The following is a 26,478-nucleotide window of genomic DNA, read 5'->3' as shown; positions in this document are numbered from 1 at the left end:
TGCGAGAGACACCTTCTTTCGTAAATGTTGCAAATGTTTGTTTTGGCACTTTCATTATACAACACATGGAATCGAGGTGTCTTTCTTTTATGCAAAATCACGAACTTGCTCATTTATAGGTTCTTATTTATTTCCCTGTCCATAGTAGGCATTTGCGCCATGTTTTCTGTAGTAATGTTTATCCTGAAGCTCCTGCGGCGCCGGTTTTACATCCGGATTGATCAGCTCGCAGCGGGAAGCCATCTTGGCAACTTCTTCCAGGACAACTGCGTTGTGAACAGCCTCATGTGCATCTTTTCCCCAGGTAAACGGTCCGTGGTTTTTGCAGAGGACTGCCGGAACTGCTTCGTAATCTTTATCTTTGAAATAGTCGGCAATGAGAATACCGGTATTTTTCTCATAGGCTTCCTCGATCTCATCTTTTGTCAGGTTACGCACGCATGGAACCTCTCCGTAAATATAATCCGCATGTGTTGTTCCATAACATGGAATGGATCTTCCTGCCTGTGCCCAGCTTGTAGCCCAGGATGAATGGGTATGCACAATACCTCCAATCTTCGGAAACGCATTGTAAAGTACCACATGTGTGGCTGTATCAGAAGATGGATTGTATTTACCCTCAACCTTGTTTCCCTCAAGGTCAACAACAACCATGTCTTCCGGTGTCAGTTTATCATAATCCACACCGCTTGGTTTGATGACAAAAAGTCCTTTTTCTCTGTCGATGCCGCTGACATTTCCCCAGGTAAACGTAACCAGGCCATATTTCGGCAGATCCATGTTTGCTCTGTAAACTTCTTCTTTTAATTTTTCCAGCATTGCGTTTCCTCCCTTTTATAAAGTGTCTTTACAATCCACTTCGTAATATATCCATGCTGTTTAAAACAGCTCTGATTACTTTGTAAATTCCACCACAGCGTAGGGTTCCTGATCTTCCGCATTGAGAACTATCGTTGCCTTATTTGCTTCCATATATACTTCCGGAATCATTACATTTCCAAGGACAGCCTGTCTCTTGTACTCCACACGAAGCTGATGGACCGCAAAATCCTCCGGCAGAAAATCAGCTGCCATTCGGATATACTGGCAGTTGTTTACGTGGTGGTTCGTATCCAGATGATGTTTCTGTACGGCAAAAGATTCCTTCGGTTTCCGCTCTTTCGGAAGCGCGATCTTTCTCGGTGCATAATCCATTTCCATCTTCTCTCCCAGATCATAAGGATCGGTGTCCGCCGGTGTCAGCTTTTCCGGAAGTCCTGTCTCTGTGTTGATAAAGGACCAGTAAGAATTCGCCCAGGCCAGTCTCTCGCCATCCGCTGTCTCAAGAATAAAATTACGCATTCCGATAAAGCCCCGGAATCCATAAGGAATTGTTGTTACTTTTATATTTTCACCAAGCTTTGGATATCTCTTCACAATTACCTGCCATGCGGAAAGTACCCAGGCTCTTTTCTGTGCCTTTAATACTTCCATTCCGAGACCTGTCTGTTCAGATTCAAAGGTACAGCAGTCCTGAAAATAATCCAGAACTCCCGGCAGCGTCAGGCAGCCCTTCTCTCCGATCTCGCTGAATCTTACGCGACTTTCAAAACTGTAGCTCATAATGTGCCTCCTGTTATACTGTCTACAAATTTATTGTATCACTTGTTCTAAAGAAACACACTTGTTTTTTCTCTTATTTCATAGAACAAAAAAGCACCTCTCATCGAGGTGCTCAAGAAGCAGGGCTACAAGGATTCGAACCTTGAACTGACGGAGTCAGAGTCCGTTGCCTTACCGTTTGGCGATAGCCCTATGTGTTTTTGTTTCGCTTGCCTTATCGCTTGCGACGAATGATATTATATAACAGCTTTTTTAAAATTGCAACCCCTTTTTTCAAATTTTTTTATTTTTTTCTAAAAAACTTTTTCAAAGTGCCGGGAAGCCTTATTTTATGCGGCTTCCCGGCATTTTTCAGTTATACAGTAAAACAAATATTTATATTCCAAGTTCACTCTGATATTCTTTTTTATGTTCCCTCTTCTGATCATACATCACTTCGTCAGCCTCATGAAGCAATGTATCCAGATCCACCCTGTTATGATTCCGGGGAACTTCCACAATTCCACAGCTGAAGCTGCGGGCATAATTCTTTTTTTCTCTCAGGACAAACTGTTTCTGAATATCTGCCAGGCGCTTCTTTGCATCCTCTCCTGCACAGTCTCTCATCAGAATACAGAATTCATCTCCGCCGATCCGGGCAAAAACATCTTCTTCCCGGATATTCTCATTTACGATCCTGACAAAAAACCGGATATATGCATCGCCTTCCTGATGGCCAAACGTATCATTAATATATTTCAGGTGATCCAGGTCACAGTAGCAGACCGAAACCGGCTCCCCTGTCTTCAAAATCTCTTCTGCTTTTTCTTTCAGATAAAAACGATTTCCAATCCTGGTGAGCATATCCTGATACGCTTCCGCTCTCAGCTGTTCTTCCTTGACTCTTGCTTCCGTAACTTCCTGAACAATATTCACATACGCCCATTCTCCCTGCCATTTCATCTTGCCGGTAGTAATGGCATAAAATCGGTGATCAGAATCTTCTGCTTCCCACTTCCATTCATACAGTTCCTTTCGTCTGTTATTCTTCTGCGTTTTCTGCTCAATCTGACCGATCCACTGCTTATAAACATCCCAGTTCCGTACTTCATCCTCCGATCTCCGGTTACTGTACAGAAGACTCTGGCCGTCCAGACTGATCACCAGAATTTCTTCTTCGCTTCTTGCGATCAATTCCATCAGCAGCTGACTGTAACTCTCTGCCATCTCCGCATGTTTCTTTTCCTGCTCAGCAATAAGTTTCAGAGATTTTTCCCTCTCCCGAAGCTGCTCTGTCATGGTATTAAAAGCCTCCGAGAATTCTCCCAGATAAGAAACTGTCTGGGAATAATCTCCCTTGGCTACCTGCTTGGCCTGCCAGGTCAGATGATTCAGGTTCGCATGGATATTTTTGAGATTTTCGCACAGGAAATTCTCTCTGGCAGGTTTAAAACTGGAAAGATCTCCTCTGGATAATGCGGCAGAACATTGTTTCATTTCCTTTACTGCTGTTTCCAGATACTGCAAACCCATTCCAAGTTTTCGAAAAGGCTCATCCAGGCAATCTGTATCCAGAGTTTTTACCTCAGCGTCGTATAAAATTGATCTCAGATATTCAAATAACAGTTCGCAGTTTCTGTCTTCCATTTATCAAACCTCTATTCCGATCATTCCTCTACATCCGCATGGAAACGGCAAACTCTGTCTCCCGTTGCCCAGCAGTCAACTTCTACCGCTGTATATGGCTTTCCGGAATACAGAGAAAGGATTCCTGCTATAAAACCTTCATCATAATTACATACGGTTTCTCCGAGAACAGGAAGTCCTGAACAGTCTGCATCTTCCGCAACGGTCAGGATAATTTTTCCGGTTTCTTCATTTACATCCTCAATGCGGAGAACTCCGATTTTCAGCTCCTGCATTTTTTTCTGAAGTTCATTGACAAACTGATCCAGCGGCACATCCAGATTCAGCATATTTTTTGCAAAATATTCTCCTGCTTTACGGCCTGCACTTCGGAATACATCAATCTGAACCTCTTTTCCAAACCGGTTCTTCAGTTCATCTTTCAGGGAATACTCCAGCATCCGATATACCATTACCGGAAGCTCATCTCCCAGATTTCCTCTGCATTTGGCATCATATTTAAAATAATCCATTCATTTTCCGGTGTCAATTTTATGTAACCTTTTTCCAATAAAAAAATACAAAAACCATCCATTTTTGTACATATCAAAAAATCTGGTCCTTCTGTAAAAAAAATTTTACAATCCCCTCCTTTGTGTTATAATAAGCCTTATAAAAAAAGAACGGAAACTACCGTGTATTTTCCTCCGGTCACAATATCCGGAGGCACTTAAAGGAGAACTTTATGCGAGCAAACAACCTTACTCTGCTCACGGACCTCTATGAGCTTACCATGATGCAGGGATATTTCAAAAACCCCACCAACCAGACCGTTATCTTTGATATGTTCTACCGCAACAATCCATGTGGCGGCGGTTTTGCCATCTGTGCCGGACTGGAGCAGATGATCGAATACATCGAAAATCTCCGTTTCGCCGAAGAAGACATTACCTATCTGAGAAGTCTTGGCATCTTTGAGGAAGATTTCCTTGAGTACTTAAGCAACTTCAAGTTCACCGGTGACATCTATGCAATCCCGGAAGGAACCGTAATCTTCCCGAGAGAACCAATGGTAAAAGTTATCGCACCGATCATGGAAGCACAGCTTGTAGAGACCGCAATCCTGAACATCATGAACCATCAGAGCCTGATCGCTACCAAGGCAGCCCGTGTATGCCACGCAGCCAAGGGTGATCCGATCATGGAATTCGGTCTTCGCCGTGCCCAGGGTCCGGATGCCGGAATCTTCGGTGCCAGAGCCGCAGTGATCGGCGGATGTGCCGGTACTTCCAACGTACTGACCGGCCAGATGTTTGACGTTCCGGTTCTTGGAACCCATGCTCATTCCTGGATTATGAGCTTCCCGGATGAGTACACCGCATTTAAGACCTACGCCAAACTTTACCCGAATTCCTGCACTCTTCTGGTTGACACCTACGATGTCCTGAAATCCGGTGTCCCCAACGCCATCCGCGTATTCGAAGAAATGCGAGAGGAAGGCATCCAGCTGAAGAACTACGGAATCCGTATCGACAGCGGTGACCTTGCATATCTTTCCAAAAAAGCCTACAAGATGCTGGCTGCTGCCGGTTTTGATGATGCTACCATCTCCGCATCCAGCGACCTTGATGAATATCTTATCGAGAGCCTGAAAGCCCAGGATGCCAAGATCAATTCCTGGGGTGTTGGAACCAAGCTGATCACAGCCGATGACAACCCGGCATTCGGCGGCGTATACAAACTTGCCGCTGTAAAAGACGCTGACAGCGACACCTTCCAGCCGAAGATCAAACTTTCCGAAAACACAGAGAAAGTTACCAACCCTGGCAACAAGACTGTATACCGTATCTACAGTAAGAAGACCGGCAAGATCAAAGCAGACCTGATCTGCCTTGCAGATGAGAAATTTGATCCGGAAGAGACCATGGTGATCTTCGACCCGGTTGACACCTGGAAAAAGACAAAAGTTCTGGGCGGAACCTACGAACTCCGCGAGCTTCTTGTTCCGGTAATCAAAGGTGGCAAGAGCGTTTACAAGTCTCCGTCTGTCATGGAACTCCGCGACTATTGCAAACAGGAGCAGAACACACTGTGGGATGAGTCCAGACGTTTTGTAAATCCGCAGAAAGTATATGTAGATCTTTCCCAGCCGCTTTATGACATGAAAAAAGCTCTGCTGGAAGAAATGAGCGAAAAAACTCTCTAATTGAAAAAAATCTCCAATCATAAACCCCCTTTCCTTTTCATAAGCTTATGGATAAGGAAAGGGGGTTTTTTATGCACAGAGATTTTTACACCCGTCTGATCAACCGGGAACATCCTCTGCCGGAAGCCTTTGTACCGGAACATCTCATTGATATCGGCCTGCCATTTGAAGCAGCTCCCGGGGATCCCAAACGACTGCTGGAATGTCAGACTGCCAGAGCCGCCTCCCAGCTTTTTCACGCCTGCCACCGATGTGGTCTGAATCTGTGGGCAGTTTCCGGATATCGTTCTTTCAGGCGGCAACAGGAACTTTTTACAGGAAGCCCTTTTGTGGCAGAGCCAGGAACAAGCGAGCATCAGAGCGGACTTGCCCTGGACGTTTCCTGTCCTTCCATCCATATGGAACTCTCCGAAAAGTTTTCCGAAACTGGTGAAGGCAGATGGCTGAAAAAGAACGCTCCGCTCTACGGTTTTATTCTCCGATATCCGAAAAACCGTGAGGAAATCACCGGCGTTCCCTATGAGCCCTGGCACATCCGTTATGTGACAAAACCGCTGGCATCCTGGCTTACCATCACCAACCTAACTCTGGAAGAATACCACAGCTTTCCCTCCCGCTGCCCACATCCGCCCTGACTGCCGGATTTTTGTTTACTGTTCCATCTGCCGTCCAAGGAAACTGGCCGCAGTACGGACCAGGGCTCTTTCTTTTTCTCCCAACACCGTTTTTTCATTTTTTCCAAGAAGAATCACGGAACCGATGGCATCACTGGCGCACAGAATCGGCTGTATCATTTTTCCACAGAAGGAATCTTCTCCGCCGGAAACCAGCGACATTTTTTCCCTGCCGTTTCCGTCGATAAATTTTCCCTCTCTGCCTGCAATAATTTCATCCAGTTCCGCGCTGATCTCTTTTCCCTCCAGTTCCCGGCTTCCGCTGCCGGATGCCGCTACTATCAGATCCCGGTCTGTAATACAGGCTGCCAGCCCGGTAGTCTGCACCAGTGCATCTACATATTCTTCCGCAAAAGAAGTCAGCTCTCCGATCGGCGAATATTTTTTCAGAATGATCTGTCCTTCTCTGTCTGTAAAAATTTCCAGAGGCGTTCCCTCTTTAATCCGCAGCGTCTTTCGTATTTCTTTCGGAATCACTACCCTGCCCAGGTCGTCAATCCTGCGAACAATTCCCGTTGCTTTCATCTTTCCAAATTCCTCCTGTACTTTTTATCTGTTCATTGCCACTTCCGGCAGTTACTGGTTTATCTGTATGGTTATTATGTGAAAAAATGGGAGAAATATGTATATAAAAAAATCGGGAAAATTAAATTTCCCGACTTTTTTCTCTGATAATTTTTACTGCATCCGGATTGACTTCCTGTGGTACTGCTGCCGGCCGTGCCAGATAATATCCCTGAAGCAGATCTACCTTAAGTTCCAGAACTTTCTCCAGCTCTTCCTTCGTTTCCACACCTTCTGCAATAATATACATTCCTCGCTGATGGGCATAGTCTACAATATTCGCCACAATCTGCTGTTTATCTACATCTATATCGATATCGCGGATAATGGCCGTGAGTTCTTCTTTTCGAATCAGTTGCAAAAACTGCTTCCGTTTCTCCGTTTCATTTGCACTCCGGTCATAAACTTCCAGATCAAATTCCTGGAAATGTCCTTTACCGGAACGTTTTACCTGATACATTGCAAAATCCGCATACTTTTTCAACAGTTTCAGATCCGTTGAGTTTTCAGGATACCAGGCGATACCTCCGGAAATACTTAACCGGAGTTTTCGTCCACTTGGAAGAAGCACAAATTTTCTGTCGATGGCTGCTTTTACTTCAACAATCACATTTCGGATTTCTTCCTTACTGTCATAACCATAGAAAAGAAGATTAAATTCATCGCCGGAAATCCTGGAACACAGAGTTCCTTCCGGTACATATTCCGCAAATCCTCTTCCCGCTTCATGAATATAACGGTCACCAAAATCATGTCCAAAATTATCATTTGTGTACTTCAGGTTATCCATATCAATCATTACAAACGCGGCAGTTTTAAGCTTCTCCGGATGTTCCCGGAACAGCGCCTCACTTTCCCGCTGGAACGCCCGTCTGTTGTAAAGACCTGTAAGTGTATCATAATCTCTTTCATGTTCAATATTCATACGTTCCCGGGTAACTTTGGTAACATCTTCCGCAAGTCCGATTCTCCGGTCAGACTCTGTCTTTATCTCCATACGGACATACCGGATTTCTCCTCCGGCATGCTCCACACAATAGACTTTTGCGCCATCACTTCCAACCGTATAGGAACAGCTGCGGTCAAAATTCTTCAAAAATTCCACAAACTGTTTTCCTGTCACAGGTTTTTCTGAGGATTCTTCTACTCCCAGCATGGAAAAGAAATTATCCGTCACATAAACGCTCTCATTATCCATCCGCACTTCAAAACCACCAAGTTCCACACTGGCCATTTCCATAATACGCAGGAACTTTGTGGATATGGTAATCATATCCTGATTCATCTGTATGATCGCATCGGCAAACTGATCCAGTTCCCGGATACCTGTATCCGAAAACTGAAGTGAGGTACTGTTATTTTTCTGTACTGCCTCCACTTCACCGGAAAGCTTCCTTACTGGTCGGGCAAGCCTTAAACTGATCACCAGGCTGCTCAGAACTCCCACCAGCACAGTGAGAAATACTGTCATTGCCAGCATTTTTATCACATGCCAGGAAAAAGAAAACAGCTGTCCCGTATCAACCGCACCGATCAGTATCCACTGCTCGTCAAAAAACGGTGCATTTCTGTTCCAAGAACACCATAAACAGTTCCATCTGAAAGGATTAATGGAATGGAATAGGCAATTGCTGAACGGTTGTCGCCGTCCAGTATATAATCTTCTGTTGTCCAGTGGCCATAATCTGCGGCATCCAGCCGGCCCTGATCTTTAAAAGCTTTCTGAAAAACCGGATATATAATTTTCTGAGTACTTTCATCCGAAACAAACATCTGTGATTTCCAGCCCTTATCTGTAGAAATCCCCATGGACTTTACCAGTTCCACAGGAGATCTCTCCATCAGAAGATCCGTATTTTTTACCGGCGGCAGCGAATCCGGATCCAGATCCCGAATATATAATGCTGGAATTGTATCTTCCGGACTTCTCTGATCCATGGTATAAGCCGTATCTGAATATGCAGAAAAAATATTCGGTACTTCGGATGCTCCTACTTCGCCATTCACCGCAGCCAGGACATTCTGTTCCAAATCTTCCGCGGTTCCAAGACTCTTGGTTTCTACGGTAATACCATCTTTCTTTCCAACTGTATCATTAAATTTCTCTGTCAGATCATTAAAAGCATCCAGCTGATCACCATTATAATACGTCCATACTGTAACTGTAACAGGGTCCGACTTTTTTAACATCCACTGAACAGGGATGCTGCCAGAGTCGCGCCTAACAGACAGAGCACTACTTTCCTGTGTGCCATAAATTCTCCCTTCCGCCTGCACTCATTTGCAGGAACACTGTTTTTATCTTATCACAGTACAGACATATTATCGAAGAAAAACCCCGCTTTTTACATTCTGTTTTCTTATTTCTCCATAACTACAGGAGCAGCGTTGTCGTATGCCTGCTCCAGAAATACTTCCTGGGAATTCAGCGGGGCATTATCGGATGGTTCGATTTTATAATTTCCTTTATTGTTCATGGTTCTTGCTTTACGGTTATCACTGAGCATTGTCACAAACATTTCCTGGATCTGCATCCGGATATCCGGATCTTCGATAGGAGCTGCCACTTCCACACGGCGAAGGGTATTTCTTGTCATAAAGTCCGCAGATGAAATATAGATCTTTGCCCTCTCCTGTGTTCCGAAAATATAAATACGGGAATGTTCCAGAAAACGTCCCACAATACTGATAATATGAATATTTTCTGTCTGTCCTTTTACTCCCGGGATCAGACAGCAGATACCGCGGACTACCATATCAATATGTACTCCCGCGCAGGATGCTTCCACCAGCTTGTTCATAATACGTTTATCTGTCAGAGAGTTCATCTTCAGGCCGATATATGCCTGCTCTCCGGCTTTTGCATGTTCAATCTCCTCATCAATCATGGCAAGTACTTTGTTCTGGAGACATTTTGGCGCAACAAGAAGATAATCCATATCTTCAACCGTTTCTCCCATTGCCAGTGCCTGGAATACTCTGGCTGCTTCTGTTCCGATCTTCGGATCAGCGGTCATCAGAGAAAGGTCTGTATACAGACGGGCTGTTTTTTCGTTGTAATTTCCTGTTCCGATCTGTGTATAATATTCCACATTTCCATCTTTTTTCTTCATAATCTGGCAAAGTTTGGAATGTACTTTATAACCATCCAGACCGTAGATCACATGACATCCCGCATCTTCCAGAAGTCTGGACCATCCAATATTGTTCTCCTCATCAAAACGTGCCTTCAGCTCCACCAGCACGAAAACTTCTTTTCCGTTTTCTGCCGCTTCGATCAGGGCTTCCACAACCTTACTCTGTTTTGCCACGCGGTAAAGAGTCATCTTGATGGAAACCACATCCTCGTCATTGGCAGCCTCATGAAGCATTGTAAGGAACGGTTTGATACTTTCATACGGGTAGGAAAGAAAACGGTCTTTTTTCGCAATCTGGTCAAGAATCGGTTCATGGCTGTTAAACACAGGAGATTTCTGAGGAATTCTTTTTTCATAAAAAAGCTCTGTTCTTTTTCTGAGGCCATCCTGGATCTGGAATACAAAAGAAAGATCCAGCGGGATATCTCCCCGGAATACAAAATTCTTGTCCACTTCCAGATAATCGCAAAGTGTTTCAACAACATCTCCGTCCATTTCTCTGGAAAGTTCCAGACGGATTGGTGCCAGTTTCTTTCTTGCCTTAATCAGCTCCACCATAAATTCACGATAATCCAGATCTTCATCGTAAAGAGCGTCTGCGTCAATATCTGCATTTCTGGTAATACGAAGCAGGGATTTTGCCTTGATGTGGTAACCTTTGAAGATTTTTGAAACAAAGTGAAGGATCAGTTCCTCAGACAGCATATAAGTGCCTGTTTTTCCGGGAACCGGGATCAGGCGCTGGATACCTGCACTGCTGCACGGAATAATACCCAGTTTTTCTTTTCCTTTTTTTGTTTCCAGAACTACTACTGCATAGATTTCTTTATTCCGGAGAAATGGAAACGGCTGTCTTTTTCCCACGATAGACGGAGAAATAACCGGAGCCACTTCTGCTTCAAAATAACGTTCCAGATAATTGCGGTCTTCTTTTTCGATCTTATGGAAATTCAGCATATGTACGCCGTATTCTTCCAGGCTTTCCATAATCTCTTCATAAACCACATCTCTTTTCCGGTTCAGTTTTTTGGTTCTGGCAAGGATTGCGTCCAGCTGTTCCTTTGGTGTCATATTGGTTTTGTTTTCGCGGATATCTTTTGCAAGAAGCATCTGATCCACCAGAGATCCCACACGGACCATATAAAATTCATCCAGATTGCTCTGATAAATCGAAGCAAATGTGAGACGTTCACACAGCGGATTTTCCGGATTCTCTGCCTCCTCAAGTACTCTCTCATTAAATTTCAGCCAGGATAATTCCCTGTTCATGTATATTGTATCTGCCATTTTTTCCTCCTGTAAACGGGCCTTATTTTTTCTGTCTCAGTATACTGGCCTAATGTTTATTTCAGAGCAAGGGTTTGTTAAGTTCTGATAAAATTTTTGCAAAAATAGGGGTTGCATTTTCGAATAATAGTGGTATAGTATTCGTATACTTGATATGTAGTTTTGAATACTACATGTTATTTTATTAATTTCTACATTATTTGACTGTTATTCCGCATCCGTACAACAGATTCCTGCGGAATATCATACAGGAGGTGTTTTTATGAAATTTAAATTAAAAGACCCTGGAAGTGCTATTACTCATGGGATCGCCATGCTCCTTGCAGTGGCCGGTGCCACTCCGCTGATCGTGAAAGCTGCCAGAAGTGCGGATATTCTTCACGTTTTTGCAGTAAGTGTTTTTATCCTGACTATGATCCTGCTTTATCTGGCAAGCACCCTTTACCATTCCGTAAACTCCACTGCCAAGGTGAACCGCCGCCTGAAAAAAATGGATCACATGATGATCTTCGTGATGATCGCAGGCAGCTATACACCGGTATGCCTGATCGTCCTCCACGGCCGTACCGGTTATATCCTCTGTGCCCTGGTATGGACCGTCGCCATCATCGGCATGATCCTCAAGGGCTGCTGGATCAACTGCCCGAAATGGCTTTCCTCTGTAATTTACATTGGAATGGGCTGGCTGTGTGTTCTGGCTTTTGTGCCGATCTTCCACAATCTGCCGCGGGCAGGTTTCGGATGGCTTCTGGCAGGCGGAATTATTTATACCATCGGCGGCGTGATCTATGCGTTGAAACTTCCAATTTTTAATGCGAAGCATAAGAATTTCGGTTCCCATGAGGTGTTCCACATCTTTGTTATGCTGGGAAGTCTCTGCCACTTTGTTGTGATGTATTTCTTTGTAGCCGGCATGGCCCTGCACTGAGAACTAAAATTTCATCAGCTCCAGCTTCTTCTCTCTGGTCAGCTGTTTGATCCGGTATTCCCGGCTCATCGCTTCTTCTTTTGTTGCAAAACCTTCGTAATAGACCAGTTTCACCGGGCGCTTGGCCCGGGTATATTTGGCCCCTGCCTTTCCTTCGTTATGAGCTTTCATACGCCTGGAAAGGCAGTTTGTCCATCCGGTGTAGAGTGTGCCGTCTGCACACTGCACGATATATGTGTAGTTCATGAATTTTTCCTCTTCTGTAAAAACTATTCTGCTTCTATGTAAAGACAGCCGCCGGTGTTTCTTCAGCAGCCGTCCTTCTATTCTCAAGCAGCCGGAAGGATTCATGTAATTCATTCAAAATAAAATTTAAAGCAGGCTGGGATTCCGGCTGCGGATTTTCCCACCTGCTTTATTATACGTTCTTTCATATTTTCTGTGAATATAAATCTGATCCTGCAGATTTTCTTCACAGAATTTTTTTATTCAACCACACAGTTTTTCAGTGTGTAAATATTTCCATCTGCTTTTGAAGTTTCCAACTTCACAGCCTGTTCCTGTGTCTCCGGATAATATCTGGTGGAGAAAGCCACTTCTCCGCCATTCACATAGATCTCCACAGCTGTAGTATCCGTAAGGATCCTGAGACTTTCAACTTTACCGGACGGAATATGTGCTTTACGTATTTTTCGTCCTGCACCGGCTGTTTCGGAGAGTGTTAAGATCACATCTCCGCCCTGATACTCTAGGAAAAGATTTTCCCCAAGACTTACCTTGCCCTGGTCACCTTTTACCTGAATATCCAGATCAAATGGTCCGTTCACCGGAAGCTCCACGCTGGAACCGCTGATGGAAGTCCTATTCTCTCTCAGCCCGTTCAGTTCTTTCACCGGATACTGATAAAGCTTTCCGTTCTTGTACGTAACTTCTCTCGGAACCGTCAGACAATGCTGCCATCCTTCGCTTTGCGCTGTAGGATTTACATACTCCTCGTCTGCATCCGGCATTCCCATCCAGCCGATGAGGATCCGTCTGCCCTTTCCATCCTGGAATGTCTGGGGTGCATAGAAATCAAAACCATGATCCCATTCCCGGAAATCTTTTTCCTCCGGCTTTCCGTCCTTCAGAATAAAGTATCCGGACTGATAAATGTTCTGGAAACGGAACTCTTCCCTGGTCAGTCCCTGAGGAGATACAGAAAGTACTTCCTGTCCATCAAGGGTAAAATAATCCGGGCATTCCCACATGTATCCGAATGCGTTCTCTGTGGTAAGCTCATGGTCGAATTTCCAGTTTTTCAGATCTTCGGATTTATAAAAAAGTACGGCACCCTGGTCGCTTTTCTGACGGCCGCCAAGGATCATGCGGTACTCCTCTCCATCTTTCCAGACCTTCGGGTCACGGATGTGGCAGGTGTAATTCTTCGGATAATCCTCCCAGGAAACGGCTACTTCTTTTGTTCCAAAATGGACGCCGTCCTCACTCTCCACATGGAGAGTGCTGGACTGCCTTCCGTTATTGATATAATCATAATCTCCATCCATCTTGATGTTTCCTGTGTAGAAAAGATGAAGCTTATCTTTTTCCGCAATGGCGGAGCCTGAGTAAACACCATGACAGTCATAAATGCTGTCCGGCAGAAGCGAAACACCTTCATATCTCCAGCTGATCATATCTTCGCTGGAATAATGTCCCCAGAATTTGAGTCCACCGTTGGACTCAAATGGAGAATACTGGAAAAACACGTGATATCTTCCTTTATACCAGCATAATCCGTTTGGATCGTTCAGCCATCCGGTGGGCGGCATCAGGTGATGGGTCAGACGGTTTGTCTGCATTGCCCTTCCCACTGCTGCTGTTTCCTCGATTTTTCGAACTTCCTCCGCAAGCACTTTTGTCAGAGAACTCATTTATTTTACCTCCAGTACTTCAGAACTGTTATTTACGGTTCCTTCTGCAAGCATTTTTACTTCTTCATAATCATCGGTATTGGTTACGATCAGCGGTGTGGTTACATCGTAACCTGCTGCCTTGATGGCATCCATATCAAAAGTGATCAGTGTCTGGCCTTTTTTCACTTCGTCGCCGTCTTTTACATGTGCGGTGTAGAATTTTCCGCCAAGCTCAACGGTGTCAACGCCGATGTGGATCAGCAGTTCCAGGCCGCTTTCTGTTGCAAGACCGATTGCGTGTTTTGTGTCAAAAATTGTAGAAACGGTAGCGTCGCAAGGTGCTTTTACCTCACCTTTGGACGGAATCACTGCCATGCCTTTTCCAAGGACTTCTGATGCAAAAGTTGCATCTTTTACTTCTGAAAGCGGGATCGCGGTTCCCTCAAGCGGGCTGTAGAGGGTCTGTGCGCCAGCGTTGGCTGTCTCTGTTTTTTCTTCAACTGTTTCTGCCGGAGCGCTTTCTGTTTTCTCTGTTTCGATATTTTTTTCAGCTGTTTCCTGTACCTCGTCTTTATATCCGATCATCCATGTGAGTACGAAAGCCCCTCCGAACGCGATGGCAAACATCAGGATATAAGCAACTGGGTTATTCAGGCACAGCAGGATTCCGAAGATACCGGTAACACCTGTTCCTGTAGCACCAAGACTGGTGATGGAGGCAAAAAGCGCTCCGCATGCACCGCCGAGGCAGCCCATGATAAACGGCTTTCCGAAGCGGAGGTTTACGCCGAAGATCGCTGGCTCTGTGATTCCCATGCATGCACTTAAAGCAGACGGAACAGCCATGGATTTGATCTTCTGGTTCTTTGATTTCAGGCCTACAGCAAGAGCTGCACCACCCTGTGCAACGTTGGCTGCGGATGCAAGTGGCAGCCAGTAAGTAACGCCGAATTTGGCGATCTGTCCAAGGTCAATGATGGTGTACATGTGATGAACACCTGCAACAACTGTCGGTGCATAAAAAGCACCCATGATAAAGCTTCCGATTCCAAACGGCAGAGCGATGAGCCACTGGATTCCATCCAGAAGTCCGTTCTCAACAGCTACGAAGATCGGTCCGATAATGGAAAGTGTAAGATAACCAGTTACAAAAACACTGACAAGTGGTGTTACAAAAAGGTCGAACATTGCCGGTACAACTTTATGAAGTCTCTTCTCGATCTGTGCCAGTACCCATACTGCAATGATAACCGGGATTACATGTCCCTGATATCCGACCATGTCAATGGAGTAAAGTCCAAACCATACTTTCTGTGTTGCCTGTACGCCTTCTGTTGCGACGGTCCAAGCGTTCTGCAGATTCGGATGAATCATGATCATACCGATAACCGCGCCCAGGTAGGGGTTGGCGCCGAATACTTTCGCACCGCTGTAAGCGATGAGGATCGGCAGGAATGTGTACGCCGTGTTACTGAAAAGCTGTGCAAATACATAAATGGAACCGTTGGTATTGATGTTCAGGAAGCCGTTGTTTACCATGAAGTTCAGAGCTTCCATGATTCCCATCAGGAATCCGCTGGCTACGATAGCCGGGATGATCGGGACAAAAATATCTCCAAGTATCTTAATAAGTCTCTGTGCCGGATTGGCTTTGGATGCTGCCACCTGTTTCAGTTCTTCCTTGCTGCTCTCGGAAACTCCGGCGATCTGGATGAACTCGTCATAAACCTTGTTTACAACGCCTGTTCCCAGGATGATCTGCATCTGTCCCTGCGCGAAGAATACACCCTTCACACCGTCGATGTTCTCCACGTATTCCTTGTCTGCCTTGTCATTATCCGCAATGACCAGGCGAAGTCTTGTTGCACAGTGTGCTGCGGAAATTATGTTTGCTTTCTTTCCTACATGATCATAGATTTCCTGTGCGGTCTTTCTGTAATCCATGTCCGTCCTCCTTTTCTTTTACTGTCCTTCCTGCGGGCAGTAGACTCTTTTTGCTTTCCTTTTTTTGTGAAACAAATTTCTGATCTTTTTTTGTTTCTTTTATGAGATTGATTCCATATTTATTTTTCTTTTAAAAATGACCGTTTTTTCTTAAGTCCTTGGTTTTTATTAGTTTTTCAGGCATTTCTTTGCTTGTTTTTCATATTTGTTTATGTGTTCTTATATGGAATCGTTCTCATATTTTGATTGTATTATAACCACTACATTCTCATTTGTAAATCCGCAACATCTCACAAATTTTTCTGGCCAAAATTGTACATATTCCATAAGAACAGGCATAAAAAAGAAGCAAACCTCTTTTTCCAAAAAAGATCTGCTTCTATTTCGCATATGTTTCTATAAATAATGCTTCTGTCACCTGTGAGATTCCCGTTCCACAAGTTCACATCCCATTTTGATTTCCTTGCTGATTCCGGTATCGTTCTCAATAAGATCTGCCAGCATGGCTGCTGCCTCCATCCCACTGGTCTTATAATAAAAATGTACCGTAGTAAGCTTCGGTTCCACAATCTTGCCCGGAACACCATCACCGATCCCTGCGATCTGCACATCCTCGGGAATGCGAAGTCTGATCTCCTTCAGATAAGTCATGGCTCCAACTGCCATGGTATCCGTGGCACATACCAGCGAATCAATGGAAGGGTCCTCCTCAAAAAGTTCCTTCGCCATCTCATAACCGGAATCCATGGTAAAACTGCCTGCCTTCATCTTCTCCGGCAAGATCTCAAGCTTTCCTTTATGAAGCGCATCCACAAATCCTTTTTTACGGCGTGCACCAACTGCCTCATCTTTATCTGTAACACCGATGTAGGCGAACTTTTTCCCCTTCTTCGCAAGTTTCTCTGTCACCATAAAAGCTGCCTTGTAATCATCCTGATAAATACAGGGATACCCGTCCAGATGCTGTCCCAGAAGCACGATCGGCACTTTATAATCCTTCAGCATCTGTTTATGCTTTCTGGTAAACATGGTGGCAATAAAAACCACTCCGTCCACCTGGCGTTCTTTAAACAGAGAAAGATATTTCAGCTCTTCTTCCAAATCGTTGTTGGTATTGGCAAGAATCAGCTGATAACCTCTCCGTGTAAGAATATCACTGATTCCCTCAACTTCACGACTTATGGTATCGGAATTAATCTTTGGAAGGATGACACCGATAAGGCTGGTTTTCTTCGTCCGCAGTGTCTGCGCCTGGGAAGATGGCTGATATCCGGTCTCCTGGATCACCTTGCGGATGACTTCTTTTTTTTCACTGCTTACATATCCGTTGTTCAGATATCTGGATACCGTAGCTCTGGAAACTCCGGCAAGTCTGGCTATTTCATTAATGTTCATGACCTATGTACCTCTTCTTCTGTCCTCTTATGTCTGTCATTTTCCGTTGTTTTACAGATATTTATAGATAGATTATACACGTTTTCTTTCCGTTAAAAAAGATACTTTTAACTTCTTACGACATAAAAAAAGTACGGGATGCATCTCACTCGCATCCCGTATCCTTTTCAGCGATTATCCATGATCATATCTGCTGTTCCAACTTTCTGCATCACTCCAAATACTCAAACGGGTCCACCGGCGTACCGTCTTTTCTCATTGCAAAATAAAGATTCGGACCTTCTACAGAATAGTATTTGGTCGGTGCACTGATATTTCCGATCACTTCGCCTTCTTTTACTGTGTCACCTTCTGCCACAGTAAGGTCTTTCAGCTGTCCGTACACCGCCTGATAACCATTTCCAAGCTCCATGGTCACAGTCGTTCCTGTGCAGGCATCCTGTGTAATGGAAAGCACCTGGCCGTCTGCCGCCGCGTATACCGGTGCATCTTCCACTGCCTGCAGGGAAATCGCCGGGCTGACCCGATACTGATCCAACGTCGGATAATATACGGTTTCATTCATATTGTAATCCACAAGAACCGTTCCTCTCACCGGCCACTCCATAATGGAATCCTCTGTAAAGTTCAAAGTCTGTGCTGCGATTCCGGCTGCGGAAGTTTCGGCTGTATCTGTGGAGGAAGTCTCTGCTCCGTTATTTGCTGCATTTTCTCCAGTTGTTGCTGCATTTCCGGCGTTGGCGTTATCTACTACATTTCCGGTTCCGGCAGTACTATTGCCAGCATTTTCTGCCACTGCATTACCATCCGTTCCTGCATTTTCAGCTGCACCGCTTCCTGCAGTCTCACGGATATTTCCGGTTACACCGTCTGCATCTGCCCCATCTTCTGAAGCTCCTGCCAGACCAGTTTCATCTCCGGCTGCTCCATCAGTCATCTCATCCTGTGCCGCATCTTCCCAGCCATTTCCGGCAACTGCCGCATCCTCTGCGTTTTCCCCGTCCGAAAGCTCTTCTTCCAGCCCGGTCTCTTCCATCTGTACAGAATTTTCCTCCTGGGGATTTTCTACAACAGGTTTCGTCCCCAGCTGATAAACGGTAATCCCAAGTGCCGCCACTGCTGCCAGAACTCCGCCGTTGATAATGCCTCTCACAATTTTACTTTTCATATTCTTTCCACCTCTGTCTGATATGTTCATTTTCAGCAACGGAAAAAGCAGTACAGAGAATATCTTCCTTTCACTCTGCTACCGTTTCCAGTCACCATTTCTGTATCTATAGAGTGTCCAGAATATGGCTGTCTATTCACTTTTTGAATATTTTTCTTTTAATTCCATCTCCGGAAAATATTTTTTCAAAATCTCCTCCGCATTGCTTCCGTTTTTCGCCATCTCATTTCCGCCAAACTGTGAAAAACCTACACCATGGCCACTGCCCCGCACCCGAAGATAATAAGTATCATCTTTTTTCTGCAGACTGAAATTCGCCGATTCCAGCCCCATCCCCGACGCAAAACTTTCTCCCTCCAGAAGAGTTTCCCCTACCATAAGCTCCGTCACATAACCGGCACTGTCCCGCTTTTTGATCTTCAACTCCCCGGAAAGCTGCCCCGCCGGAATTTCCACAACTTTCATATAATCCGGAGATTTTTTGTCCCCGCTGCTGTCTGCCGATTTCAGATATGTATACGCCTCATCATGAAAAGCCTCTGCTCCGCTGCGTGTTTTCCCCGCGCTGATCTTATGCCAGGGTGTCAGCTTTACTTTTCCCTCATATGTCAGTACCTGCCCTCCCGTCTCTTTCGCTGACTGCTGATAGATTTGATTTTTTTCTGTAAAAAAATATCTCCAGACTTCTCCTGCATTTTCGTTTTCCCAGAGGATCTCCGCGAGATTTTCTCCCTCCCCAAGCCACCTCTGAATATTCGACCGTGCGATCACAGTCTGCGCTTTTATGGTTTCTTTTTTCATATCCGGGGAAATCTGCGAAAAAACAATGATGGGAAGATATTCTTCCATATCAGGAGCCCTCTCTGCCAGGACCATCTCCGTCCCCTGAAAAGCCGCTGCCGTAAAATAAGGAAGAACAATTGCCAGAAACACCAGACAATATCGAAGAAGCGCATATTTTTTCATAAAAACACCATAAACGGTCTTTTTCCTAATATATGTTCTTTTGCAAAAAATTATTATTTGCTGTATACTATAGCAATTCGAAGGGAATCTGATTACAATATCACCTGATTTTTAAGAATGGAGGTATCTCATACCATGCTTGCCATCTTTCTCGCACCACTATATATCCTCATTAATATTTATATCGTCCGCTGGATGATCCTGTGGATGGGTGCATGCACTCATTTTTTCCAGACCTTTGCGTTCCGGGCATGTTTTGTGGGTGTTTATATTTTTCTGTCCACTTCTCTTCTGACCTGTTTTCTTATCCGGAAGCCGCCTGTGGTCCACCGTTTCCTGAAAAATACAGCCAATTATTTCCAGGGAACGTTTCTTTACATTCTGATTGTGATCGTAACTACTGATCTTTGCAGACTGATCCTGAAGCACACGCTCCATCCGGCCTGGCTGTACTCCCGGAAAGCCTTCGTAATCACGGGAGCAGTCTGTACACTTCTGATCATCGGTATCAGTCTTTATGGAATTTTGAACCAGTGGAATATTAAGACAAAAACTTATGATGTGAAAGTAGACAAGCAGGTGAAGGGAATGGATTCTCTGAAAATCGTCCTGCTTGCAGATATTCATTTCGGATACAGCATCGGGGAAAAACATGCCGAACTTCTTGTAAAAAAGATCAACGCCGAAGATCCGGATCTGATCTGCATTGCCGGCGATATTTTTGACAACGAATACGAAGGGATCAAAAACCCCGAAAAAACAGCGGCCATTCTTCGTTCGCTGAAATCCAGATACGGAGTTTATTCCTGCTGGGGCAACCATGATCTCAGCGAACCAATTCTGGCCGGTTTTACTTTCCGTAATGCAAAAGAAGATTATGACGATCCCAGAATGTGGGATTTTCTGGAATCCGCCAACATCCGACTGCTCAATGACGAAACCGTTCTCATTGATAACTGGTTTTATCTGACAGGCCGCAAAGATCCGTCCCGCTGCCGAAAAATGTCTGACACACGGAAGGAACCTGACCAGCTTACAGCCTCCCTGGACAAAACACTCCCCATTATTTTTATGGATCACCAGCCTGGTCAGCTGGATGAAGTGGCAGCCGCAGGCGCAGACCTTGATCTCTGTGGTCATACTCATGACGGCCAGCTGTTCCCTCTGAACATCATCACCGGCCTGGTCTGGGAAAATTCCTGCGGTTACCTGAAAAAAGGAAATATGCACAACATCGTTACCTCCGGCGCAGGCATATGGGGCCCGAATATGCGTACTGCCACAAATAGCGAGATCTGTTCGATCACGGTGCATTTTTCATAAATTTCTCATGCTGCCCTGTATCTCTGTTTTTCTGCTGACACAGAATCCGGCCAGTCCCGGATCCTGTGTCTTTTTTTCTTCACTGAACGTATTTCCGGTTCATTCTGCTGTGTTATTTTCAATTGTTTTTTATCCCAGTATTTATTGCATGTCCCAGCTCCTTTGCGCACCGACGCATACGCTCCACAAGACCTTGTCCAATTCCTTCCTGCAGCCGGTACACGGGAGATTTTTTCCATAAAGATCCCAAGGAGCATTGCTATTATGTGAAAAATCTGCAGTAGTTTTCCATAGCCATATACCATAAAATACCATCCTTTCCACAAAAGACTTCGTTCTCAGGTTTCTGATTACTGATTTCATTCCATCCACCACAGATTTCTGTAATGTACAGAACCGGGAATGCGCGTTTCCCACAGCTATACAGCTACCAAAAGCCTATGTAAGCCTTTCGCAGAAATAGAACCGGAAATTTTTTCTGCATATGACAGAACTGCTGGCCGGTTGGGACTTTCTCCTCATAAAGACTTTTATTCCAGGAAAAAGCAGCTGGTATAAGTGATTGTTCCAGGTCCGTAATAATATTCAATCCCGCTGTCCTGACAGACCTGTGTTACCAGCATTCCATATGCTTCCATTGATGAAAAACGTTTCTCCGGAAAACGGCAGGGGGCATCCGGATAGCTGCATTTCGCACATCTGGTGCAACATCCGGCCCCAAGGGAAAGAAGTTTGGGGAAAAATTTTTTCAGCTGGTCATGCATCTTTACAAAATGTTCTTTATGAAGTGCTTCCGTCTCCATCATTCCCTCTCCGTCAAATTCATCTTCCAGTTCCCCTTTTGTCTGCACAATGATTCCTTTTTTATAACCGGAAATATCTGCCGCACATTCTTCCAGTGTTCCACAGGCAGGCGGGCAACTCCAGTTGCGTCCGTACATATGGCATTTATCCGTTCTGCACATCTGGCGCACCTCCGGAAGAAGTTTAATCTTATCTATATTCAGTTCTTCTACTTTAAAAAATCCTATGCTGTTTCCAATATTTTTTAATTCTTCCAGCTCCATAATGTTTTCCTCCCCATGCTTTTCGATTCAGTTTCAGTTCTGGTGGATTTTATATCTCAGGAAATTCCAGCTCATCTACAAACTGATCCTGAAATTCAGGTAATGCCGCAAGCTCCAGAAATTCCGTATGACGTGCAAGTCGCTCTGCCCGTTTCAGTTCTTCTTTATTCAAAAGTGCAAGCTTCGCACCTTCACCGGCTGCATTTCCAACCGGAATGATCCGATCCTTAAGAATACCAGGAAGCATTCCGATCCTGCATGCTCCCGCCGGGTCCATATAATTTCCAAAAGCTCCTGCTATATAAACCTGCTCCACCTGTTCCAGAGTAATCCCCATCTGTTCTGCCAGAAGAGCAATTCCTGCAGCAATGGCCCCCTTCGCCAGCTGTACTTCCCGAATATCTTTCTGGCTTAAATATACCGGTTTTCCATCCCCGGATTCCAACGGATCAGCCAGAAGATATGCTTTCTTTGTATTTTCATCGATCTGAACCACCCGCGGATTTTCCAGCAGCTTTCCGCTTTCATCGATCACCCCCGCATCCAGAAGACATGCTATGATATCGATCAGACCGGAACCGCAGATTCCCGTTGGTCTGCCTCCGCCGATTACCTTACATTCCAGTTTTCCATCCACCAGATGTGCATGTTCAATCGCACCATCTGCGCCCCGCATTCCACAGGCAATCTTAGCTCCCTCAAAAGCCGGCCCTGCCGCAGTAGAACATGCAATACGGCGTCTCTCATTTCCAAGAACAATTTCTCCGTTTGTTCCAATGTCGATCATCAGCGTCATCTTTTTCTCTTCTTCAAGATTCACAGCCAGAAGACATGCTACAGTATCTGCCCCCACAAAACCTGCAATAACAGGTAAAGCTACCAACTGTCCTCCCGGGTGAATACCAAGATGGAATTTTTCTGCCGGAAACATCAGCCCCTGACTGATGGCCGGATTATACGGTGCATGAACCAGAGAATCCGGTACAATTCCCAGGAAAAGATGATGCATGCAGGTATTTCCCACAACACTGACCTGATAAATATCCTCCGGAGATTTTTTCGCCGCTTCACAAAGTGTACCGATCAATTTTCTTAAAAGCTCCCGGATACATGTGGAAAGTTCTTCTGTACTGTGCTCCAGCGAATAATTTGCTCTCATGATCACATCTGCGCCATATTCTGTCTGTGTATTTAATGCACTTGCTGTTGCCAGCTGCTCTCCTGTTTTTCCATCCAGAAGATATCCTGCCACCGTTGTTGTCCCAATATCAAAAGCTGCCATCAGTACCGGTCTGTCGTCCTGTTCTTTCAGCTCCAGGATCTGATCTCCGCTGATAATCGCTCTCGCTTTTCCATTTTTCTCTTTTATCAGTCGGCTGATTACAGGCAGTATTTCCAGTTTTGGCTGAAAAAAGATATCTTTCTTCCGGCAGCTTTTTATCGCTTCGCAAAGTCTTGTCCAGTCTGAACTGTTTTCTCCCACTGTACATGGCGGGATCTCAATATCCAGAATTTCCAGTTCCGGTGAAAAAGTCACGGCTCTCTCTGTTCCCTTTACAAGGATTCTGTGTTCAGATTTTTTCTCAATCGCTTCTACTTCAATATCTGTAGTTATCTTTGTCTGACAGGCTTTTTCCACAGCTCCGTTTATTTTTACCATGCATTTTCCACATTTTCCGGCTCCTCCACATGGTGCATCCGGGGATAAACCTGCGATTCGCTCAGCCTCCAGTACCGTAGTTCCTTCCTTCACCGTGACTTCTGTTTTTTCTTTTATAAAAAACACCCGGTATGTATTCATACTCTGTCCCACCCCCTATAATCTATAGTCAAAAATCCGCAGAAACTATTATACCTTTCTAGTTTCTGCGGATCTTAATCTGCTATTATACCGGAGATTCCTGCCCAAACAAGTTTCTCCTTAAGCAAGCGGATTGCAAATACCCGCTTTTTTGCCTGTTTACTTTATGCGGCAAGTGATTTTGCAACCTGCGCTGCGGAAGCTGCATCTGCTGTATAAGCATCTGCACCGATCTCTTCTGCAAATTCCGGAGTGATCGGAGCTCCACCAACCATGATCTTGATATCTTTACGGAAATCTTCTTTATTAAGAGCTTCAACCGTTTCTTTCATAGCTGGCATGGTTGTTGTCAGAAGTGCGGAAACACCTACTACTTTAACATCCGGATTCTCACGTACTGCTTCAATAAATTTCTCTACCGGAACATCTACGCCAAGGTCAATTACTTCAAATCCTGCACTTTCAATCATCATGGCAACTAGGTTTTTACCGATATCGTGAAGATCTCCTGCTACAGTTCCGATGATCATCTTTCCTGCTACACCAGCGCTTCCACCTGCAAGATGTGGTTTCAGAACATCTACACCTTTTTTCATAGCTCTGGCTGCTACCAGCATCTCCGGAACAAAGATCTCATTATTTTTGAATTTCTCACCAACAACGCCCATTGCCTTGATCATATTGTCAAGAACATCTGGTGCCGCATTTCCCTCATCCAGGGCTTCCTGTACCGCTGCTGCGATCAGTTTGGATTTTCCTCTCACTACCAGATCAAAAACTTCATCCATTTTACTCATAAGATTTTACCTCCTGAAATTAATTTGCACTCATTTATCTGTTTTTCAAATACAGTCTGTTTTCGTACCTGACTGTATTTTTTGTATGTTCCTTAAGTCTTCTCTGACAGACTCCGCAATCAGCCAGACTTGCCTTAAGCCCATTTTTTATTTTTTTACAGGTCCGATCAGTCCTTCTCTGTATGCCCCGATATATTCCATACAGTAGTCATCTTCTCCAAGAAGAGCTTCTGTCGCATAAATCAGTCCAAGCATATCTCTGTTTGTAGGATCAAGGATTCCACTGTCCAGTCCGGCGTTCATAGCCAGTACCACAAATCCAAGATTGATCAGCTTACGAACCGGAAGGTTAAATGAAATATTGCTGATCGCTGCTGTAATATGAATAGAAGGGTATTTCTCACGAACAGTAGAAATAACTTCAATATTTGTCTCAATTCCATTCTCAGATGTACAAAGCATCTCTACCAGCGGGTCAATGTGGATCCTGGATGGCGAAATTCCGTACTCTTTGGCTTTTGCCATGATCTTATCGAATACACGAAGTCTGTCCGCTGCGTTCTTCGGAATTCCACTGTCATCACTTAACAGTGCAATAACCTGCCAGTCCTTATTTTCCTCCTGCGCCATAATTGGAAAGATCTTATCAATCTTATCTCCCTCACCAGATACAGAATTAAAAAGTCCCGGTCTTTTACAGAATTTATACGCCTGCGCCAGAACATCTGCACTGGGGCTGTCTACAGAAATCGGAAGATCTGTTACTTCCTGGATACAGTCGATCATCCATTTCAGAGTTTCAACTTCCTGTTCTTCCGGAACAGATGCACAACAGTCAATAAACGTTGCATTCGCTTCTGCCTGTTTTCTTGCACGATCCTTGATAAATTCAGCATCTTTGTTGGCGATTGCTTCTGCCACGGAAGGAATCGAACCATTGATCTTTTCGCCAATAATAATCATTTGCTACACCTCCTGAAGTATTCTTTCCGACAAAACGTACAGTCCATGAATCCCCCGAAACATGCTGTAGTTTTCTAACTGTCTTTATTGTAGCAGATACTTTTTACAATCTACATACTCTATAGCGTGGAGTTTTCACGCTTCTTTTCATACAATGTGTAGGATAGCCGTGATGTATTTTTGATACGAAAAAAGCACTGTCATTTTGACAGTGCTCTTAAAAAGTAGTGAGGCATCGGGGATTCGAACCCCGGACAACTTGATTAAAAGTCAAGTGCTCTACCGACTGAGCTAATACCCCATATTAAATTGTTTGATGCTATGTTTAGCATTAAAACATGCCCAGAGCCGGAATCGAACCAGCGACACGAGGATTTTCAGTCCTCTGCTCTACCAACTGAGCTATCTGGGCATAAATAGCGGGGACAGGATTTGAACCTATGACCTTCGGGTTATGAGCCCGACGAGCTTCCAGACTGCTCCACCCCGCGTTATTAAATGTTAAAAGCCGATGATCGGACTCGAACCGATAACCTGCTGATTACAAATCAGCTGCTCTGCCAATTGAGCCACATCGGCATTTAAGTGGATGGAGAAGGATTCGAACCTTCGAAGGCGGTGCCAACAGATTTACAGTCTGCCCCCTTTGGCCACTCGGGAATCCATCCATAATCTATGGGACCTATAGGGCTCGAACCTATGACCCTCTGCTTGTAAGGCAGATGCTCTCCCAGCTGAGCTAAGATCCCATATTTAATTCATTACAGCTAAGCTGTAACGACCCAGAAGAGACTCGAACTCTCGACCTCCGCCGTGACAGGGCGGCGCTCTAACCAACTGAGCCACTGGGCCATTTAAGGTTTGTACCTTAAAAACTACATACATGTTTGTTGATTGTTAATCAAACTCTTTGAATCAATTCTTAACCTGCGTTTCTTGGTCAAGCCCTCACCCGATTAGTAACAGTCAGCTCCATGTGTTACCACACTTCCACCTCTGCCCTATCTACCTCGTCGTCTTCAAGGGGGTTTACTTCATAAGAATGGGATATCTCATCTTGAGGGGGGCTTCACGCTTAGATGCCTTCAGCGTTTATCCCTTCCGGACTTGGCTACCCGGCCATGGCTTTGGCAAGCCAACCGGTCCACCAGCGGTC

The 26,478-nt window shown here is 44.8% G+C and carries 21 protein-coding genes, 8 tRNA genes, 1 rRNA gene and 1 pseudogene; 4 read left to right on the top strand and 27 right to left on the bottom strand.

What is annotated here, in order from left to right; translation table 11 throughout:
• Positions 1 to 123: 123 nt before the first annotated feature.
• The 5 genes from KQI39_RS16045 to KQI39_RS16025 form a co-directional block, all read right to left on the bottom strand.
• Entirely contained in the window at positions 124 to 819 is a 696-nt protein-coding gene (locus KQI39_RS16045; protein WP_021975958.1) for an L-ribulose-5-phosphate 4-epimerase, read from the bottom strand.
• A 75-nt stretch (positions 820 to 894) separates the two neighbouring features.
• Complete coding sequence (locus KQI39_RS16040) at positions 895 to 1,602, bottom strand: acyl-[acyl-carrier-protein] thioesterase (RefSeq protein WP_216419553.1); 708 nt, start codon at positions 1,600 to 1,602, stop codon at positions 895 to 897.
• Between the two features lie 120 nt (positions 1,603 to 1,722).
• Positions 1,723 to 1,794, bottom strand: a tRNA-Gln gene (locus KQI39_RS16035).
• A gap of 183 nt (positions 1,795 to 1,977) precedes the next feature.
• Positions 1,978 to 3,228: a sensor domain-containing diguanylate cyclase gene (locus tag KQI39_RS16030; protein ID WP_216419551.1), complete on the bottom strand. Its 1,251-nt coding sequence runs from the start codon at positions 3,226 to 3,228 to the stop codon at positions 1,978 to 1,980.
• A gap of 20 nt (positions 3,229 to 3,248) precedes the next feature.
• Positions 3,249 to 3,740, bottom strand: coding sequence for a V4R domain-containing protein (locus KQI39_RS16025; protein WP_216419549.1), 492 nt, complete (start codon positions 3,738 to 3,740; stop codon positions 3,249 to 3,251).
• Positions 3,741 to 3,952: 212 nt separating this feature from the next.
• Between KQI39_RS16025 and KQI39_RS16020 the strand changes: the two genes are divergently transcribed.
• A complete protein-coding gene (locus KQI39_RS16020; RefSeq protein WP_173762859.1) occupies positions 3,953 to 5,413 on the top strand; it encodes a nicotinate phosphoribosyltransferase in 1,461 nt (486 codons plus the stop codon).
• A gap of 71 nt (positions 5,414 to 5,484) precedes the next feature.
• Positions 5,485 to 6,048 carry a M15 family metallopeptidase gene (locus tag KQI39_RS16015; RefSeq protein ID WP_148448272.1) on the top strand — a complete coding sequence of 188 codons (564 nt, stop codon included), beginning with the start codon at positions 5,485 to 5,487 and terminating at the stop codon, positions 6,046 to 6,048.
• A 15-nt stretch (positions 6,049 to 6,063) separates the two neighbouring features.
• Here the strand turns inward: KQI39_RS16015 and KQI39_RS16010 are convergent, their stop codons facing one another.
• The 4 genes and pseudogenes from KQI39_RS16010 to ppk1 all read right to left on the bottom strand — a co-directional run.
• Positions 6,064 to 6,612, bottom strand: coding sequence for a stage V sporulation T C-terminal domain-containing protein (locus KQI39_RS16010; protein ID WP_148448270.1), 549 nt, complete (start codon positions 6,610 to 6,612; stop codon positions 6,064 to 6,066).
• Between the two features lie 121 nt (positions 6,613 to 6,733).
• Positions 6,734 to 8,131, bottom strand: a complete 1,398-nt coding sequence (locus KQI39_RS16005) for a GGDEF domain-containing protein (RefSeq protein WP_216419547.1) — start codon at positions 8,129 to 8,131, stop codon at positions 6,734 to 6,736.
• Between the two features lie 53 nt (positions 8,132 to 8,184).
• Positions 8,185 to 8,841, bottom strand: coding sequence for a hypothetical protein (locus KQI39_RS16000; RefSeq protein WP_216419545.1), 657 nt, complete (start codon positions 8,839 to 8,841; stop codon positions 8,185 to 8,187).
• Positions 8,842 to 9,011: 170 nt separating this feature from the next.
• Positions 9,012 to 11,090, bottom strand: a pseudogene (gene ppk1, locus KQI39_RS15995) (polyphosphate kinase 1); the annotation flags it as partial.
• Positions 11,091 to 11,337: 247 nt separating this feature from the next.
• On the opposite strand from ppk1, the gene trhA reads away from it, so the two are divergent.
• Complete coding sequence (gene trhA, locus KQI39_RS15990) at positions 11,338 to 12,003, top strand: PAQR family membrane homeostasis protein TrhA (protein ID WP_148448262.1); 666 nt, start codon at positions 11,338 to 11,340, stop codon at positions 12,001 to 12,003.
• 3 nt (positions 12,004 to 12,006) lie between these two features.
• Here trhA and KQI39_RS15985 read toward each other — a convergent pair whose 3' ends face one another.
• The 6 genes from KQI39_RS15985 to KQI39_RS15960 form a co-directional block, all read right to left on the bottom strand.
• A complete protein-coding gene (locus KQI39_RS15985) occupies positions 12,007 to 12,249 on the bottom strand; it encodes a GIY-YIG nuclease family protein (protein ID WP_148448260.1) in 243 nt (80 codons plus the stop codon).
• 239 nt (positions 12,250 to 12,488) lie between these two features.
• Positions 12,489 to 13,916 carry a glycoside hydrolase family 32 protein gene (locus tag KQI39_RS15980; RefSeq protein WP_216419543.1) on the bottom strand — a complete coding sequence of 476 codons (1,428 nt, stop codon included), beginning with the start codon at positions 13,914 to 13,916 and terminating at the stop codon, positions 12,489 to 12,491.
• Positions 13,917 to 15,842 (bottom strand): PTS beta-glucoside transporter subunit IIBCA, encoded by a 1,926-nt coding sequence (locus KQI39_RS15975; protein WP_216419541.1) that lies wholly within the window; start codon positions 15,840 to 15,842, stop codon positions 13,917 to 13,919.
• A 414-nt stretch (positions 15,843 to 16,256) separates the two neighbouring features.
• The gene (locus KQI39_RS15970) at positions 16,257 to 17,237 is read right to left on the bottom strand and encodes a LacI family DNA-binding transcriptional regulator (RefSeq protein ID WP_148448254.1); all 981 of its coding nucleotides are present in this window, start codon (positions 17,235 to 17,237) and stop codon (positions 16,257 to 16,259) included.
• 211 nt (positions 17,238 to 17,448) lie between these two features.
• Positions 17,449 to 18,405 (bottom strand): peptidoglycan DD-metalloendopeptidase family protein, encoded by a 957-nt coding sequence (locus KQI39_RS15965; protein WP_174096094.1) that lies wholly within the window; start codon positions 18,403 to 18,405, stop codon positions 17,449 to 17,451.
• Between the two features lie 132 nt (positions 18,406 to 18,537).
• On the bottom strand, positions 18,538 to 19,371 hold the full coding sequence (locus KQI39_RS15960) for a SpoIID/LytB domain-containing protein (RefSeq protein ID WP_148448250.1): 834 nt from the start codon (positions 19,369 to 19,371) through the stop codon (positions 18,538 to 18,540).
• 135 nt (positions 19,372 to 19,506) lie between these two features.
• On the opposite strand from KQI39_RS15960, the gene KQI39_RS15955 reads away from it, so the two are divergent.
• Positions 19,507 to 20,694 (top strand): metallophosphoesterase, encoded by a 1,188-nt coding sequence (locus KQI39_RS15955; RefSeq protein ID WP_173762868.1) that lies wholly within the window; start codon positions 19,507 to 19,509, stop codon positions 20,692 to 20,694.
• 530 nt (positions 20,695 to 21,224) lie between these two features.
• Here KQI39_RS15955 and KQI39_RS15950 read toward each other — a convergent pair.
• The 12 genes from KQI39_RS15950 to KQI39_RS15895 all read right to left on the bottom strand — a co-directional run.
• Entirely contained in the window at positions 21,225 to 21,761 is a 537-nt protein-coding gene (locus tag KQI39_RS15950; protein WP_195566860.1) for a DUF2284 domain-containing protein, read from the bottom strand.
• A gap of 49 nt (positions 21,762 to 21,810) precedes the next feature.
• Positions 21,811 to 23,562: an ASKHA domain-containing protein gene (locus tag KQI39_RS15945; protein ID WP_216419538.1), complete on the bottom strand. Its 1,752-nt coding sequence runs from the start codon at positions 23,560 to 23,562 to the stop codon at positions 21,811 to 21,813.
• A 164-nt stretch (positions 23,563 to 23,726) separates the two neighbouring features.
• Positions 23,727 to 24,359 (bottom strand): corrinoid protein, encoded by a 633-nt coding sequence (locus KQI39_RS15940; protein ID WP_021976028.1) that lies wholly within the window; start codon positions 24,357 to 24,359, stop codon positions 23,727 to 23,729.
• A gap of 147 nt (positions 24,360 to 24,506) precedes the next feature.
• Positions 24,507 to 25,322, bottom strand: coding sequence for a methyltetrahydrofolate cobalamin methyltransferase (locus tag KQI39_RS15935; RefSeq protein ID WP_021976029.1), 816 nt, complete (start codon positions 25,320 to 25,322; stop codon positions 24,507 to 24,509).
• A 228-nt stretch (positions 25,323 to 25,550) separates the two neighbouring features.
• Positions 25,551 to 25,623 (bottom strand) — tRNA-Lys (locus KQI39_RS15930).
• A gap of 38 nt (positions 25,624 to 25,661) precedes the next feature.
• Positions 25,662 to 25,734 (bottom strand) — tRNA-Phe (locus KQI39_RS15925).
• A 5-nt stretch (positions 25,735 to 25,739) separates the two neighbouring features.
• A tRNA-Met gene (locus KQI39_RS15920) sits at positions 25,740 to 25,813 on the bottom strand.
• 15 nt (positions 25,814 to 25,828) lie between these two features.
• Positions 25,829 to 25,901 (bottom strand) — tRNA-Thr (locus tag KQI39_RS15915).
• 7 nt (positions 25,902 to 25,908) lie between these two features.
• Positions 25,909 to 25,990: transfer RNA gene (locus KQI39_RS15910), tRNA-Tyr, on the bottom strand.
• 8 nt (positions 25,991 to 25,998) lie between these two features.
• Positions 25,999 to 26,071: transfer RNA gene (locus KQI39_RS15905), tRNA-Val, on the bottom strand.
• A gap of 29 nt (positions 26,072 to 26,100) precedes the next feature.
• A tRNA-Asp gene (locus KQI39_RS15900) sits at positions 26,101 to 26,174 on the bottom strand.
• A gap of 84 nt (positions 26,175 to 26,258) precedes the next feature.
• Positions 26,259 to 26,478, bottom strand: a 23S ribosomal RNA gene (locus tag KQI39_RS15895); the annotation flags it as partial.

Origin of the sequence: Blautia sp. MSJ-36 (genome assembly GCF_018917985.1) — a bacterium.
GTDB lineage: Bacteria > Bacillota > Clostridia > Lachnospirales > Lachnospiraceae > Blautia_A.
The sequence above is the reverse complement of the archived record's forward strand: the minus strand, read 5'-3'. Positions and strand labels throughout refer to the sequence as shown.

What these genes read in the sequence shown, in the direction of transcription:
- KQI39_RS15975 (WP_216419541.1), bottom strand. Translation starts at nt 15,842, where the DNA reads ATGGATTACAGAAAGACCGCACAGGAAATCTATGATCATGTAGGAAAG.
- KQI39_RS15940 (WP_021976028.1), bottom strand. Translation starts at nt 24,359, where the DNA reads ATGAGTAAAATGGATGAAGTTTTTGATCTGGTAGTGAGAGGAAAATCC.
- KQI39_RS16040 (WP_216419553.1), bottom strand. Translation starts at nt 1,602, where the DNA reads ATGAGCTACAGTTTTGAAAGTCGCGTAAGATTCAGCGAGATCGGAGAG.
- KQI39_RS15980 (WP_216419543.1), bottom strand. Translation starts at nt 13,916, where the DNA reads ATGAGTTCTCTGACAAAAGTGCTTGCGGAGGAAGTTCGAAAAATCGAG.
- KQI39_RS16005 (WP_216419547.1), bottom strand. Translation starts at nt 8,131, where the DNA reads ATGCTGGCAATGACAGTATTTCTCACTGTGCTGGTGGGAGTTCTGAGC.
- KQI39_RS16010 (WP_148448270.1), bottom strand. Translation starts at nt 6,612, where the DNA reads ATGAAAGCAACGGGAATTGTTCGCAGGATTGACGACCTGGGCAGGGTA.
- KQI39_RS15965 (WP_174096094.1), bottom strand. Translation starts at nt 18,405, where the DNA reads ATGAAAAGTAAAATTGTGAGAGGCATTATCAACGGCGGAGTTCTGGCA.
- KQI39_RS16015 (WP_148448272.1), top strand. Translation starts at nt 5,485, where the DNA reads ATGCACAGAGATTTTTACACCCGTCTGATCAACCGGGAACATCCTCTG.
- KQI39_RS16045 (WP_021975958.1), bottom strand. Translation starts at nt 819, where the DNA reads ATGCTGGAAAAATTAAAAGAAGAAGTTTACAGAGCAAACATGGATCTG.
- KQI39_RS16000 (WP_216419545.1), bottom strand. Translation starts at nt 8,841, where the DNA reads ATGTTAAAAAAGTCGGACCCTGTTACAGTTACAGTATGGACGTATTAT.
- KQI39_RS16030 (WP_216419551.1), bottom strand. Translation starts at nt 3,228, where the DNA reads ATGGAAGACAGAAACTGCGAACTGTTATTTGAATATCTGAGATCAATT.
- KQI39_RS15935 (WP_021976029.1), bottom strand. Translation starts at nt 25,322, where the DNA reads ATGATTATTATTGGCGAAAAGATCAATGGTTCGATTCCTTCCGTGGCA.
- trhA (WP_148448262.1), top strand. Translation starts at nt 11,338, where the DNA reads ATGAAATTTAAATTAAAAGACCCTGGAAGTGCTATTACTCATGGGATC.
- KQI39_RS16025 (WP_216419549.1), bottom strand. Translation starts at nt 3,740, where the DNA reads ATGGATTATTTTAAATATGATGCCAAATGCAGAGGAAATCTGGGAGAT.
- KQI39_RS15960 (WP_148448250.1), bottom strand. Translation starts at nt 19,371, where the DNA reads ATGAAAAAATATGCGCTTCTTCGATATTGTCTGGTGTTTCTGGCAATT.
- KQI39_RS16020 (WP_173762859.1), top strand. Translation starts at nt 3,953, where the DNA reads ATGCGAGCAAACAACCTTACTCTGCTCACGGACCTCTATGAGCTTACC.
- KQI39_RS15955 (WP_173762868.1), top strand. Translation starts at nt 19,507, where the DNA reads ATGCTTGCCATCTTTCTCGCACCACTATATATCCTCATTAATATTTAT.
- KQI39_RS15950 (WP_195566860.1), bottom strand. Translation starts at nt 21,761, where the DNA reads ATGGAGCTGGAAGAATTAAAAAATATTGGAAACAGCATAGGATTTTTT.
- KQI39_RS15985 (WP_148448260.1), bottom strand. Translation starts at nt 12,249, where the DNA reads ATGAACTACACATATATCGTGCAGTGTGCAGACGGCACACTCTACACC.
- KQI39_RS15970 (WP_148448254.1), bottom strand. Translation starts at nt 17,237, where the DNA reads ATGAACATTAATGAAATAGCCAGACTTGCCGGAGTTTCCAGAGCTACG.
- KQI39_RS15945 (WP_216419538.1), bottom strand. Translation starts at nt 23,562, where the DNA reads ATGAATACATACCGGGTGTTTTTTATAAAAGAAAAAACAGAAGTCACG.